16 protein-coding genes are annotated in these 13,458 nt (G+C 69.0%); 6 read left to right on the forward strand and 10 right to left on the reverse strand.

The annotated features are described in order from the left end of the window. Position 1: 1 nt before the first annotated feature. Entirely contained in the window at positions 2-268 is a 267-nt protein-coding gene (locus ACT541_RS16345; protein ID WP_476138158.1) for a FliM/FliN family flagellar motor switch protein, read from the reverse strand. Positions 269-365: 97 nt separating this feature from the next. Here ACT541_RS16345 and lipB point away from each other — a divergent pair, with 97 nt between their 5' ends. Continuing rightward, positions 366-1,124 (forward strand): lipoyl(octanoyl) transferase LipB, encoded by a 759-nt coding sequence (gene lipB, locus ACT541_RS16350; protein WP_476138159.1) that lies wholly within the window; start codon positions 366-368, stop codon positions 1,122-1,124. 19 nt (positions 1,125-1,143) lie between these two features. Here lipB and ACT541_RS16355 read toward each other — a convergent pair whose 3' ends face one another. From ACT541_RS16355 to ACT541_RS16385, 7 genes are all read right to left on the reverse strand, one after another. Further along, positions 1,144-1,419: an acylphosphatase gene (locus tag ACT541_RS16355; RefSeq protein ID WP_476138160.1), complete on the reverse strand. Its 276-nt coding sequence runs from the start codon at positions 1,417-1,419 to the stop codon at positions 1,144-1,146. Positions 1,420-1,637: 218 nt separating this feature from the next. Continuing rightward, positions 1,638-2,321, reverse strand: coding sequence for an HAD hydrolase-like protein (locus tag ACT541_RS16360; RefSeq protein ID WP_476138161.1), 684 nt, complete (start codon positions 2,319-2,321; stop codon positions 1,638-1,640). Next, a complete protein-coding gene (locus ACT541_RS16365) occupies positions 2,321-4,336 on the reverse strand; it encodes an acetyl-CoA carboxylase biotin carboxylase subunit (protein ID WP_476138162.1) in 2,016 nt (671 codons plus the stop codon). The genes ACT541_RS16360 and ACT541_RS16365 overlap by 1 nt, the downstream gene beginning before the upstream one ends. A gap of 90 nt (positions 4,337-4,426) precedes the next feature. Beyond that, positions 4,427-5,959, reverse strand: coding sequence for an acyl-CoA carboxylase subunit beta (locus tag ACT541_RS16370; protein WP_476138163.1), 1,533 nt, complete (start codon positions 5,957-5,959; stop codon positions 4,427-4,429). 124 nt (positions 5,960-6,083) lie between these two features. Beyond that, positions 6,084-6,881 (reverse strand): ATP12 family chaperone protein, encoded by a 798-nt coding sequence (locus tag ACT541_RS16375; RefSeq protein WP_476138164.1) that lies wholly within the window; start codon positions 6,879-6,881, stop codon positions 6,084-6,086. Between the two features lie 57 nt (positions 6,882-6,938). Further along, positions 6,939-7,613 (reverse strand): HAD-IA family hydrolase, encoded by a 675-nt coding sequence (locus tag ACT541_RS16380; RefSeq protein ID WP_476138165.1) that lies wholly within the window; start codon positions 7,611-7,613, stop codon positions 6,939-6,941. A 186-nt stretch (positions 7,614-7,799) separates the two neighbouring features. After that, positions 7,800-8,720, reverse strand: a complete 921-nt coding sequence (locus ACT541_RS16385) for an RluA family pseudouridine synthase (protein WP_476138166.1) — start codon at positions 8,718-8,720, stop codon at positions 7,800-7,802. A gap of 108 nt (positions 8,721-8,828) precedes the next feature. On the opposite strand from ACT541_RS16385, the gene ACT541_RS16390 reads away from it, so the two are divergent. Both ACT541_RS16390 and ACT541_RS16395 read left to right on the forward strand, forming a co-directional pair. Continuing rightward, positions 8,829-9,077 (forward strand): type II toxin-antitoxin system Phd/YefM family antitoxin, encoded by a 249-nt coding sequence (locus ACT541_RS16390; RefSeq protein WP_476138167.1) that lies wholly within the window; start codon positions 8,829-8,831, stop codon positions 9,075-9,077. Next, positions 9,067-9,348 (forward strand): type II toxin-antitoxin system RelE family toxin, encoded by a 282-nt coding sequence (locus tag ACT541_RS16395; protein ID WP_476138168.1) that lies wholly within the window; start codon positions 9,067-9,069, stop codon positions 9,346-9,348. The genes ACT541_RS16390 and ACT541_RS16395 overlap by 11 nt, the downstream gene beginning before the upstream one ends. Positions 9,349-9,360: 12 nt before the next feature. Here the strand turns inward: ACT541_RS16395 and ACT541_RS16400 are convergent, their stop codons facing one another. Beyond that, the gene (locus ACT541_RS16400; RefSeq protein WP_476138169.1) at positions 9,361-10,362 is read right to left on the reverse strand and encodes an RluA family pseudouridine synthase; all 1,002 of its coding nucleotides are present in this window, start codon (positions 10,360-10,362) and stop codon (positions 9,361-9,363) included. A gap of 402 nt (positions 10,363-10,764) precedes the next feature. Next, the gene (gene crcB, locus ACT541_RS16405) at positions 10,765-11,166 is read right to left on the reverse strand and encodes a fluoride efflux transporter CrcB (protein WP_476138170.1); all 402 of its coding nucleotides are present in this window, start codon (positions 11,164-11,166) and stop codon (positions 10,765-10,767) included. A gap of 72 nt (positions 11,167-11,238) precedes the next feature. On the opposite strand from crcB, the gene ACT541_RS16410 reads away from it, so the two are divergent. The 3 genes from ACT541_RS16410 to ACT541_RS16420 are packed head-to-tail and all read left to right on the forward strand — an operon-like array spanning position 11,239 to position 13,270. After that, entirely contained in the window at positions 11,239-12,048 is an 810-nt protein-coding gene (locus ACT541_RS16410) for an energy-coupling factor ABC transporter ATP-binding protein (protein ID WP_476138171.1), read from the forward strand. Beyond that, positions 12,045-12,671 carry a CbiQ family ECF transporter T component gene (locus ACT541_RS16415; RefSeq protein ID WP_476138172.1) on the forward strand — a complete coding sequence of 209 codons (627 nt, stop codon included), beginning with the start codon at positions 12,045-12,047 and terminating at the stop codon, positions 12,669-12,671. The genes ACT541_RS16410 and ACT541_RS16415 overlap by 4 nt, the downstream gene beginning before the upstream one ends. A gap of 44 nt (positions 12,672-12,715) precedes the next feature. Beyond that, positions 12,716-13,270, forward strand: a complete 555-nt coding sequence (locus tag ACT541_RS16420) for a biotin transporter BioY (protein WP_476138173.1) — start codon at positions 12,716-12,718, stop codon at positions 13,268-13,270. The last annotated feature ends 188 nt before the right edge of the window (positions 13,271-13,458 follow it).

Here is a 13,458-nt window from a genome sequence, read left to right on the forward strand (position 1 = left end):
CTCAGACGCGGCGCACGTTGTCGCGCGGACGGAAGCCCGGCGAGCGGAACAGCACCTCGGTGATGGCGATGCCGATGCGATCGCCGCGCAGCACCACCTGGCCCGTCGCGACGGGAACGTTGTTGGCGAGAATCTGAACGTCGTCGGTCTCGCGCGCATCGAGTTCGATCACCGCGCCGCGCCCCATCCGCAGGACCTGGTGGATGGGGATCTGCGTGGTCCCCAGCACCACCGAAATGTCCACGCCGATGTTGTCGAACGGTGTCATATGGTGTTCTCCTCGCGATGCCCGACGCACCGCCGAACGACAGGCAGAGTGGCAGGGTGGTGGTTAGCGAATGGTAAACGGGCCGTCCCGAAACGACATGACCGCATCCTCCGACACGCAGGCCTCGACGGCCTCCCGCCCCGACCGTGACCACGTCCTCGACGGCACGTTCTTCGCCCGTCCCGGCTCTCCGCCGGTCGCCTGGACCATCGCCGAGGGGTTGACGCCCTACGAGGCCGCCGTCGCCGAGATGGAGGCCCAGGCCGCCGCCATCGCCGCAGGCGAGGCACCGGAGCGGGTGTGGCTGGTCGAGCACCCTGCCCTCTACACCGCCGGCACCTCGGCGCGCCCCGAAGACCTCGTCCAGCCGGATCGCTTCCCCGTTCATGCGACCGGCCGCGGTGGCGAGTTCACCTATCACGGGCCCGGTCAACGGGTCGCCTATGTGATGCTCGATCTGACCCGACGCCGGCAGGACCTGCGCGCCTATGTCGCCGCGCTCGAGGAATGGATCATCGCCACGCTGTGGGACCACCACGTGCGCGGCGAACGGCGCGAGGACCGGGTCGGCGTGTGGGTGCGTCGGCCGGAGAAGCCGGAGATCGCGCCGGGCGTCGGCGCCGAGGACAAGATCGCCGCCATCGGCATCCGCGTGCGCCGCTGGGTGACCTATCACGGCATCGCGCTCAACGTGGAGCCGGACCTGTCGCATTTCGAGGGCATCGTGCCCTGCGGCATCCGCGGCTACGGCGTGACGTCTCTGGTCGACCTCGGCCTGCCGGTGACGATGACCGACGTCGACGTGGTGCTCCGGCGGAACTTCGAGACGGTGTTCGGGCCGACGGTCTCGGGGTGAGGTCGGCGGCGCCGATCTCTCACAGCGAGGTGCGAATCAGGAAGCCGGCGGGCGGCGGATCCTTTTCCTCGTAGCGCTCGAGCACGGCCACGGAGGCGCCCGAGGGGCCGCGGCGGCAGCGGCCGATCATCTCGTCGACCTTGTCGGCGGGACCGTGGAAGACGGCCTCGACGGTGCCGTCACGCAGGTTGCGCACCCAACCGGACAGGCCGAGTTCGCGGGCGCGTCTTTCGATCCAGGCGCGGAAGCCAACGCCCTGCACGCGACCGGAAATGACGATCCTGAACGTCGGCACCTTCGTCTCCCGTCGACGATCGGGGCGCGGCGTCACATCTGCCGGATACCGATCGAAACGACCAATCCATTGATCGCGTTGAACCTTCGCCGATCTCGAATCGACGAGCGAGCGTCGGCGACGAAGCCGACGGGCAAAGGTAAACCGCGGCGGCGCCGTCGCGCCAGCCGTGGAAACCCTGAGACGCAGAACATCTTACCGTGATGAAAGACCTGTCTTCATCGCCCGGCGAACCAATCGCCGAGCTCGACGACGCGGTCGACCACCGCCGCCGCACCGGCCGCCTCGAGCTCGTCGCGGCCGCCGAAGCCCCAGGCGACGCCGATCGTCGCCACGCCGGCCGAGTGGGCGCCGACGACGTCGTAGGCGCGATCGCCGACCATCACGGCGGTGGCCGGGTCGATCGTCTCGCGCTTCAGGATCCAGGGGATGAGATCGGTCTTGGCGGCGCGCCGGCCGTCGAGTTCGGAGCCGTGGATGGCGACGAATCGGCGGGCGAGGTCGAAGTGCTCGAGGATGCGGCGGGCGAAGACGTGCGGCTTCGACGTCGCCACGAAGAGGCGGCGCCCCGAGGCGACGAGCCCGTCGAGCAGCTCGGGGATACCGGGATAGACCTCGTTCTCGAACAGGCCCACCGTGCCGTAGCGGGCGCGATAGGCGGCGACGCCGGCCTCGGCCTTCGCGCGGTCGCCGTCGAACAGCGTGGCGAAGACGTCGATCAGCGGCGGGCCGATGGTCCAGTCGAGATCGACTTCGGGCGCCAAGGGGCGCCCGAGTTCGGTCATCGCGTTGCGGATCGACGTGGTGATGCCGACGTGCGGGTCGGTGAGCGTGCCGTCGAGGTCGAAGAGGACGGCGGCGATCCGGTCCGGCATCGCCACCGTCGCGTCTCCGTTCGCCATCATTCGAACTCGATGATGACGGCGTCGACGGCCAGGCTGTCGCCGGCCTTGGCCTTGATCGCCTTGACCTTGCAGTCGCGCTCGGCGCGCAGGACGTTCTGCATCTTCATCGCCTCGACCACCGCCAGCGTCTGACCGGCCTTGATCTCCTCGCCCTCGGCGACGTCGATCGAGATGATCAGGCCCGGCATCGGGCAGAGCAGATACTTCGAGGTGTCCGGCGGCGCCTTGAAGGGCATCAGCTTCTCGAGCGCGGCGATGCGCGGGCTCATGGCGCGGCCGATCGAGGTGGCGCCGCGATAGCGCATCTCGACGCCGTTCAGCACCGGGCGGATCTGCACGGTGATCGAACGCTCGCCGATCTCGCCGGTCCACAGCAGGTCACCCGGCTGATAGCGCGTCGAGACCGTCACCGGCTCGGCGTCGCCCGGGAAGGCGACCTCGAACTCGAGCGGCATGCCGACGAAGCCCGACGGCACGGAGACGTCGAGATATTCGCCGTCGACCTTGACCGTCCAGGCGTCCTGGAGCTGGCCGGAATGCGGCCGCAAGCGACCCGGCAGATTGTCGAGGCGATCCTTGCGCAGGATCTCGACCGACAGGGCCACGGCGGCGAGGAGCTTCTGGTCCTCGGCGTGCGGCACGTTGCCGGTGAAGCCGTCCGGGTATTCTTCCTTGATGAAGCCGGTGGAGAGCTTGCCGCTCTTCCAGCGCTCGTGGCCCATCAGCGAGGTCAGGAACGGGATGTTGTGCTGGATGCCGTCGATGACGAAGGCGTCGAGCGCGTCGGCCTGGGCCTCGATCGCCTCGAGGCGGGTCGGGGCATGGGTGACGAGCTTGGCGATCATCGGATCGTAGAACATCGAGATCTCGCCACCCTCGGTGACGCCGGTGTCGTTGCGCACCGTGATCTCGCCGTCGGTGCCTTCCTCCGGCGGACGATAGCGGGTCAGGCGGCCGATCGAGGGCAGGAAGTTGCGGAAGGGGTCCTCGGCATAGATGCGGCTCTCGACCGCCCAGCCGTTCAGCTTCACGTCCTTCTGCTCGATCGCCAGCTTCTCGCCGTAGGCGACGCGGATCATCTGCTCGACGAGGTCGATGCCGGTGATCAGCTCGGTGACGGGATGCTCGACCTGGAGACGGGTGTTCATCTCGAGGAAGTAGAAGTTCTTGTTCTGGTCGGCGACGAACTCGACGGTGCCGGCGCTGTCGTAGTCGACGGCCTTGGCGAGCGCCACGGCCTGCTCACCCATCTTCTTGCGGGTCTCGGCGTCGAGGAGCGGCGACGGCGCCTCTTCGATGACCTTCTGATTGCGGCGCTGGATCGAGCACTCGCGCTCGCCGAGGTAGATCACGTTGCCGTGCTTGTCGCCGAGAACCTGGATCTCGATGTGGCGCGGGTCGACGATGAACTTCTCGACGAAGACGCGGTCGTCGCCGAAGGAGGCGGCCGCCTCGTTCTTGGAGAGCGTGAAGCCCTCGCGGCACTCGGCGTCGTTCCAGGCGATGCGCATGCCCTTGCCGCCGCCGCCGGCCGACGCCTTGATCATGACCGGATAGCCGATCTCGTTGGCGATCTTCACGGCGTGCTCGCCGTCCTCGATCACGCCGAGGTAGCCCGGCACGGTCGAGACCTTGGCGGCGTTGGCGAACTTCTTGGACTCGATCTTGTCGCCCATCGCCTCGATGGCGCGGGTGTTGGGACCGATGAAGACGATGCCGTTGTCCTTCAGCGCCTGGCAGAAGGAGGCACGCTCCGAGAGGAAGCCGTAGCCGGGATGCACCGCCTCGGCGCCGGTCGCCTTGCACGCCTCGATGATCTTGTCGGCGAGCAGGTAGGACTGGGCGGCGGGCGGCGGGCCGATGTGGACGGCCTCGTCGGCCATCTCGACGTGCTGGGCGTCGATGTCGGCGTCGGAATAGACCGCCACGGTCTTGATGCCCATCTTGCGGGCGGTCTTGATGACCCGGCAGGCGATCTCGCCACGGTTGGCGATGAGGATCTTCTTGAACATGTGCGGCACCATCGAGGTACGAGAAGACGAGAAGCGAATTCCGAGGGCTCTACCGGGGCGGACGCAGGCGCCCGCCCGGTCGATGCCGCCTCACAGCGGAATGTTGTCGTGCTTCTTCCAGGGGTTCTCGAGCTGCTTGTTGCGCAGGAGACGAAGCGCGCGGGCGATGCGCGAGCGCGTCGCATGCGGCTTGATCACGTCGTCGATGTAGCCGCGCTCGGCCGCCACGAAGGGATTGGCGAAGCGGCGCTGATACTCGGCGGTGCGCGCCGCGATCTTCTCCGGATCGCCCAGTTCGGAGCGATAGAGGATCTCGACCGCGCCCTTGGCGCCCATGACGGCGATCTCGGCCGACGGCCAGGCGTAGTTGAAGTCGCCGCGCAGGTGCTTCGAGGCCATGACGTCGTAGGCGCCGCCGTAGGCCTTGCGGGTGATCACGGTGATCTTCGGAACGGTCGCCTCGGCATAGGCGAAGAGGAGCTTGGCGCCGTGCTTGATCAGGCCGCCGTATTCCTGGACCGTGCCGGGCAGGAAGCCGGGCACGTCGACGTAGGTGACGATCGGGATGTTGAAGCAGTCGCAGAAGCGGACGAAGCGCGCCGCCTTCTTGGAGGCGTCGATGTCGAGCACGCCGGCGAGAACCATCGGCTGGTTCGCGACGATGCCGACGGTGCGGCCCTCGATGCGGGCAAAGCCGACGATGATGTTCTTGGCGTGGTTCTGCTGGATCTCGAAGAAGTCGCCCTCGTCGACCGTCTTCAGGATCAGCTCCTTCATGTCGTAGGGCTTGTTCGGATTGTCCGGGATCAGGCTGTCGAGCGACAGCTCGACGCGATCGGGATGATCGCCGGTGTCGAGCTCGGGCAGATCGGCCTTGTTGTTCATCGGCAGGAAGTCGATGAGCCGGCGCATCTGGAGGAGCGCCTCGACGTCGTTCTCGAAGGAGCCGTCGGAGACCGAGGACTTGGTGGTGTGGACGGAGGCGCCGCCCAGCTCCTCGGAGGTGACGATCTCGTTCGTCACGGTCTTCACCACGTCCGGGCCGGTCACGAACATGTAGGACGTGTCGCGGACCATGAAGATGAAGTCGGTCATGGCGGGCGAGTAGACGTCACCGCCGGCGCAGGGGCCCATGATGACGGAGATCTGCGGGATCACGCCGGAGGCCAGCACGTTGCGTTGGAACACCTCGCCGTAGCCGCCGAGCGCCGCGACGCCCTCCTGGATGCGGGCGCCGCCGGCATCGAACAGGCCGATGATCGGCGCGCGATTGCGCAGCGCCATCTCCTGCAGCTTGACGATCTTGGCGGCGTGGCTCTCGGAGAGCGAGCCGCCGAAGACGGTGAAGTCCTTGGCGAAGACGTAGACGATGCGACCGTTGACGGTGCCGGAGCCGATCACCACGCCGTCGCCGGCGATCTTGCTCTCGTCCATGCCGAATTCGTTGCAACGGTGCTCGACGTAGATGTCGATCTCCTCGAAGGAGCTCTCGTCGAGGAAGACGTCGAGACGTTCCCGAGCGGTCAGCTTGCCGCGCTTGTGCTGCGCAGCGATGCGCTTCTCGCCGCCGCCCAGCCAGGCTTCGTTGCGACGACGCTCGAGTTCCGCGAGAATCTCTTTCATGGGAAGCCCCGTTTGCCACAGAGTTCGGAAGTCTATTCGGGCGCGGCTCTTAACACGCCCCCGTGTCGCGGGACAGTAATCCCAACGTCGTAAGGGAAGCGCGCGGCGACGCGCGCTCCGTTCTTCACAGGCCCGCGAAGACCACCGCGGCGTCCCATTCGACGCGTCGATGGGCGAGCCGCGCCTCGGCCTCGGCGTCGCGTCCCCAGACCTCGGCGCTCCAGTCTTCGTCCACGTGAGCGACGCTCCAGGCGGCATCCGGGGTCAATCGCCCCTCCATCACCGCCAGCGCCACGACGAAGGAACCCGACAACGTCGTCATCACGTGGAGGGCGGCGAGGCGCCAGGGGTCGAGATCGACGAGCGATGCAGAAAGTGCATCGAGCGCATCGCGGTCCTGCGTCACATGCATGACACCTTCGGCCACCAGCAGGCGCGCGCCGCGGGTCTCGTCGATCCAGTCGAGCAGCGGGTCCCACAGTTCGCTCTGGCGGACGACCAGCCGTTCCGGGCCCTCGGCACGGTAACAGAGGAGGTCGGAGCCGGCATATTTCAGCGCGTCGGCGGCGACCTCGTCGCGACGGTCGATCACCGCGTCGAGCACCGAGTTGGCGACGCGGGTGACCGGCATGGTGGCGGGGTCGAGGTGATCCACCTGCGCCCGCCACTCGGCCGCCGAGGCCTCGGCGACGGCGGGCGTGGGCAGGCGCAGCTCGCGCTTGCCGGGCGTCTTCACCGGCCGACCGTCGAGCAGGATGCGGAAGCCGCCCTCGACCGGCTCGACCGTGACGTCCTTCCAGAAGCGCTTCGGCAGGTGGCGCTTCTGCGCGGCCTGGGCGCGCTTCACCGGATCGGGATGGGAGAGGACCTGATCGGGCGCCTCGGCTTCGGCGGAGGGGTCGTACCAGAGGAGATCGCGCATGGTCGGTTCCGGCGTCGTTCTTCGTGATTGTCTTCTTCGGCTCGTCCGTTCGCGGCGTCAGGCCGTCCAGCCGAAGCGGGCGGCGAGGTCGGGGACGAGTTCGGCGTAATCGTCGAGCACGCGGGCGGCTCCCGCCTCGCGCAGGGCCTCGACCGGGTGGTAGCCCCAGGCGACGCCGATCGCAACGATACCTGCGGCTTTCCCCATGGTCACGTCGAAGATCGTGTCGCCGAGCATCACCGCGCAGGCGGGATCGACGCCGGTCTCGGAGAGCGCGGCATGGATCATCGCCGGGTGCGGCTTGGAGGGATGATCGTCGGCGCACTGGACGGTGACGAAGCGACCGTGGAGATCGTGCAGATCGAGCACGGCGCGGATGCCGCGGTGCGACTTGCCGGTGGCGAGGCCGAGCAGCACGTCGTCGCGGGCGGCGAGCGCATCGAGCGCCGCGCGGGCACCGGGATAGAGCGGCTCCTGCGCTTCGCCCGAGCGGCGCAGATCGAAATAGGACGCCTTGTAGGCCTCGCCGAGATCGCGCACCGCGGTCGGCTCGGCCGCGTCGCCGAGGAGTTCGGTCATCGCCTCGTCGAGCGACAGGCCGACCACCGAGAGCGCCGCCTCGCGGCCGGGACGCGCACGTCCGACGCTGTCGAAGGCGCGATTCATGGCGGCGACGATCATGTGCTGGCTGTCGACCAGCGTGCCGTCGACGTCGAAGAGAACGAGATGCATGGGTCCTCGGGGCTTCCTCGGTGGACGCCGGCCGGGAAGCGCGGGCCGGCGGATCGCCGCCGGCCCCGTTCGGGCCACGCGAAACGCGACCGGCGAACGGCACGGACGAACGTGGGTCAGACGCGCGGCCCGTGACGGGTCCGCTCTACACCCTTCCTTACGACGGAACGATGACGGCGGCGAGGATCATTTCGACGGAGGCAGGGACGCCGGCCGCGGCCCGAAGGCCTCCGGCCACGGCGTCTCGAAGCGGCGGCGCTGGCCGCCGGCGTCGACCACCTCGAGCCGCCAGGCATGGAGCATCAGCCGCGGCGCCGAGCCGGCCCGGCCGTAGAGCCGATCGCCGAGGATCGGGTGGCCGAGGGCGCTCATGTGGGCGCGCAGCTGGTGCTGGCGGCCGGTGTGGGGCGACAGTTCGACCAGGGCGCAACGTCCCTCCTCGCGGGTCTCGATCACCCGCCACGCGCTCTCGCAGGCGAGCGCGCCGGGCTCGGCCGGATCGACCACCACCATGCGGCCGCCGCGCGGCGTCTCGATCTTCTTCAGCGCCAGGCGGATCACCCCGTCGCCGCCCTCGGGCACGCCCTCGACCACGGCGAGATAGGTCTTCGACACCCCACGGCCGGAGAAGGCCTTGCCGAGGCGCGCCGCCTCGAGCGGGTGGCGCGCGGCGACGATCAGGCCGGAGGTCTCCTTGTCGAGCCGGTGGACGAGCACCGGGCGATGGCCCTCGGCATCGGTGAAGCGGGCGAGCAGCCGGTCGAGATCGTCGTCGGTGCGGCTGCCGGCATGGACGGCGAGGCCGGTCGGCTTGTCGAGGACGAGGATGTCGTCGTCGGAATGGAGCGTCAGCGCCGCGAGGCGGGCACGGTCGGCCTCGCTCGGGCCCCCGGCCACGGCCGGGCCGGGCGTCGGCCTGGCGGCCGGCTCGGCGATGCGGACGATCTGCCCGGCCGCCAGCGGATCGGCGACGCGGACCCTGCGCCCGTCGACGGTGAGGCGGCCCTGCTTCGTCAGGACGGCGGCGGAGGGCAGACGCGGGAAATGGATGCGCAGGAAGCGCTCGAGCCGCATGCCCTTCTCGGAAGCGTGGACGGTGCGTTCCATCGATCGGATCTCTCGTGACGCGGGATGGTTAGCCCAAACCGCCGGCGCTTGACAGCGGCTTTCCCGAGACCAAATATCAGTACCATCAAAAGCACTCGGGAGAGCACCATGGTCAGTCTCGTCCTTGCCGAGACGACGGCGAGCGTCTCGGAACTCAAGCGCAATCCGATGGGCACCGTGGCGGCCGGCGAAGGCTCGCCCGTCGCCATCCTCAACCGCAACGAGCCGGCGTTCTACTGCGTGCCGGCGAAGGCCTGGGAATCGCTGATGGAGCGGCTCGAGGACCTCGAGCTCAATGCGCTGGCCGATGCGCGGGCGAACGAACCGATCGTCCGGGTCACCCTCGATGAGCTATGAGCTCGGCTTTCTCGAACCGGCGCTGAAGGAGTGGCGCAAGCTCGCGCCCGACATCCGCGACCAGTTCAAGAAGAAGCTCGCCGAGCGGCTCGTGGAGCCGCGGGTGCCCTCCGCCAAGCTCTCCGGCGCCAAGGATCGCTACAAGATCAAGCTCCGGAGCGCCGGCTGGCGCCTCGTCTACGAGGTCCGCGACCAGGAGATCCTCGTCCTGGTGATCGCCGTCGGGCGACGCGACCGCAACGCGGTCTACCGGATCGCCGAGACCCGGTAGCCCCCTCCCCGCTCAATCCTCGTCGCCGTCGAGGTCCGGGTCGTAGCTCGACGCGTCGAAGCCGAGCAGGTTCCACGACTGCACCATGTGGGGCGGCAGCGGCGCCGTCACGTCGATCAGGCCCTTGCCCTTCGGGTGGGGCAGGACGATGCGGCGGGCGAGCAGGTGCAGCTTGTTCTGCATGCCGCCGGGCAGTTCCCAGTCGCGCTTGTCGAAATACTTCGGGTCGCCGACGATCGGGTGGCCGATGTGGGCGGTGTGGGCGCGCAGCTGGTGGGTGCGGCCGGTGACCGGCTTCAGGCTCAGCCACGACAGCGTCTGACCGGCATTGTCGACCACCGAGTAATGCGTCAGCGCGTGGGACGCGCCGTCCTCGCCGTGGCGGGCGATGCGCATCTTCTCGCCGTCCTTCTCCTCGTCGCGAGCGAGCCAGGTCGAGATCTTGCCCTGCTTGGGGTGAGGCACGCCGGCGACGAGCGCCCAGTAGGTCTTCTTGGCGGAGCGCGTGCGGAACAGCGCGGCGAGTTCGGCGGCGACCAGTCGGCGCTTGGCGATGACCAGACAGCCGGCGGTGTCCTTGTCGAGACGGTGGACGAGACGCGGCACGTTGCCCTTGCGGTCGACCAGCGACTGCAGCATGGCGTCGACGTGACGGTGGACGCCGGAGCCGCCCTGCACCGACAGGCCGGCCGGCTTGTTCAGCACCATGACGTCGTCGTCCTCGAAGAGGGCGAGCGACTTCAGATAGGCGGCGTCGCCCTCGAGCGGCTTCTCGACGCGCTCGGGCTTCACCGGCGTCTTGGCGTCGGTGGCGAGCGGCGGCACGCGCACGAGGTTGCCCGGCTCGACACGCGAGGCGGGCTCGCAGCGCTTGCCGTCGATGCGCACCTGTCCGGTCCGCGCCAGCTTCTGCAGCTGGATGAAGGACAGGCCGGGGTAATGGATCTTGAACCAGCGGTCGAGGCGCATACCGGCCTCGTCCTCGCCGACGATGATGGTCTCGACGGTCGCCATGGGAGTTGTTCCTTCCGGCCTTCGTCATGACGGAAACGGCGAGGCGACGCAAGCGCGAGCGCGGTCCGGCGGAGGTTCCGATTCCACCTTACGTTACGTCGCCTCCTCATCTTCCGATTCAGATTCGGGAAGCGGAGAGGTCGCTCGAAGTCGCGGAGACTTCGATTCACCCGAAATTCACCACTGGCGTGTCAGTGTGGTCCCAGGCGAAGACGCGCCTTTCGCGTCGTGATTCAAGTGCCTCGAGGATCGATTCCGCGGATCGCTCCAAGTCCTCGAGAGAGAATCGTTTTTCGCCCTTCTTCAAGTATCGATTCCGCTTCCTCACGTGACGATTCCGGCACTTCGCGTGACGAATCCTCATGTGGCGATTCCGGTTCTTCACGCGAAGATTCAGGCGCCTCAGGTGGCATACCAGCCGCGGAAGGCGAGGAGTGCGGCGACCAGGACCGCGAGCGAGACCACCACCGAGCCGACGGCATAGAGGATCGCCAGCGTCGTCGCGCCGCGCTCCCACAGCGCCACGATGTCGAGCGAATAGGCGGAGAAGGTGGTGAAGCCGCCGAGGATGCCGGTCATGAAGAACAGGCGGATCTGGTCGGAGCCGTCGCCGGGCGTGCGCGACATCAGGTAGCCGGAGAAGGCGCCCATGACCGCCGAGCCGACGACGTTGACGAAGAGCGTGCCCCAGGGAAAGCCGGCGCCGAGCAGCCGCAGCGCGGCGAGCGTCGAGAGATAGCGGGCGACCGAGCCGATGCCGCCACCGACGAAGACGAGACCGATGAGACCGAACTGCACAGGCATGCGCGACTCCTTCGCTGAGCCCCGCATCCTCGCGTCTCGGGCGGGCGCTGTCACCTCCCCGGCACGGCACCCGTGCTTGACAGGGTCCCCCCTCCTCCGCGAGATGAGCCCGCCGCCGGACAGGAGCGGCAGCCGAGCCACGGGGGACGGGCCTTGTCGGAACCTGCCGGCCACGCGCCGGGCGCAGCCGCGCCGGTCACGGGCCAGACCATCGCCTTCGCCGATCTCGCCGTCGAGCGCGACGGCCGCCGCGCCCTCGACGCCGTCACCGCGACGCTCACCGAGACCCGCGTCGGCATCGTCGGGCTGAACGGCTCGGGCAAGTCGACGCTGCTCAAGACCATCGTCGGCCTCGTCCGCCCGAGTGCCGGTGCCGTCACCGTCGACGGCGTCGACCCGACCGTCGACCCGCGCGCCGTCCGCGCCGCGACCGGGCTGCTGTTCCAGAATCCCGACAACCAGATCGTCTTTCCGATCGTCGCCGACGACCTCGCCTTCGGGCTGAAGAACCACGGCTGGGGCAAGGCCGAGACCGCCGCCCGCGTCGAGGCGGCGCTGGACCGGCTCGGCATCGCCGCGCTCGCCCGCCGGCGCATCCACGAACTCTCCGGCGGCGAGAAGCAGCTCGTCGCGCTCGCCGGCCTGCTGGCAGTCGAGCCGAAGACGCTGCTCTTCGACGAACCGACGTCGCAGCTCGATCTCCGCAACCGCAACCGCTTCGCCGATCTCCTCGCCGACCTGCCGGAACAGGCGATCGTCGTCGCCCACGACCTCGACCTGATCGCGACCTGCGGCCGCGTCCTCGTCATGGAGGCGGGACGCATCGCCTTCGACGGGGCGGCCGCCGATGCGGTCGCCTTCCATCGGGAGCTGGCGCGATGATCGAGGGGCTGGGCAGCATCGGCGCGACGCCGCTCCACCGACTGCCGGCCGGGGCGAAGTTCGCGGGCCTCGCGGTGATCGCCACCGCGCTCTTCTTCATCGGCTCGGTGCCGGTGCTGCTGGCGGCACTCGTCGGGGCCGCCGTCGTGGCGCTGTCGACCGCACGCGGGGCACGGCAACTCGCGCGCGATCTCGCGATGCCGAGCGTGGTGATCGCGGCGATCGGCGGCGTCCATCTCGTCGCCGGTGATCCACAGGCCGCTGCCGAAGTCGTGCCGCGGCTCCTCGCGCTCGCCCTCCTCGCCCATGCCGTGGTGTTGACGACGACGACCGCCGCGGCGATCGAGGCCTTCGAGGCCGGGCTGATGCCCTTCGAACGGCTGGGCCTGCTCGATGCCGCCCGCACCGCCCTGACGCTGACGCTGGCACTGCGCTTCGTACCGCTGATCGTCGAGGAGGCCGCCGCCATCCGCGAAGCGCAGGCGGCGCGCGGGCTGGGCTCTCATCCGATCGCCGTCGTGGTGCCACTGGTGGTGCGCACGCTGGTCCGGGCCGGCGAGGTCGCCGACGCGATCGACGCCCGTGGCTTCCCGCCGCGCGCGGTTTCGCGTAAATCCTCCTGACGCAGCGCCTCCGGCGCCCCTCGTGTCGTCAGGAGCCCGTCGTCATGAACACCCGCGATCTCGGATACGTCGCCCTCTTCGCCGCACTGATCGTGGCGCTCGGCATCGTGCCGGCCATCCCGCTCGCCGCCGGCGTGCCGATCACGCTGCAGTCGATGGGCGTCATGCTCGCCGGCCTCGTGCTCGGGCCGAAGCGCGGCGCGGCGGCCGTCCTCGTGGTGGTGGCGCTGGTCGCCATCGGCCTGCCGGTGCTCGCGGGCGGGCGCGGCGGCATCGGCGTCTTCGCCGGGCCGACCGCCGGCTACCTCGTCGGCTGGCTGCCGGGCGCCTTCGTCGCCGGCCTCCTCGCCGCCAAGCTCGAGCCGCGCGCCTCCGGCACGATCGGCCGCACCGCCTGGCTGGCGCTCGCGGCGATCATCGGCGGCCTCGGCATCGTCCATGCCGGAGGCATCGTCTGGCTCGCCTTCGCCACCAAGGCGGGGCTGGTGAAGGCCTTCTTCATCGACCTGCCCTTCGTCCCCGGCGACCTCGCCAAGGCGGTGATCGCCGCGCTGGTGACGGTCAAGGTGCGCGACGCGATTGCGATCGAGCGGAAGTGAGGATCGGCCGCTTCTCTCCCACCAATGGGCGTCTGTTGCGGAGCCCTTCATCCTGAGGTGCGAGCGTGAGCGAGCCTCGAAGGGCGAAGGGCCGTGAGGCACCGCCCGTCGTGGCTTCGCCCTTCGAGGCCCGACTTCGTCGGGCACCTCAGCATGAAGCCGAACACAGAGCAGACGGTCGGAACTCT

This window comes from Pinisolibacter sp. DMC100 (genome assembly GCF_056313705.1).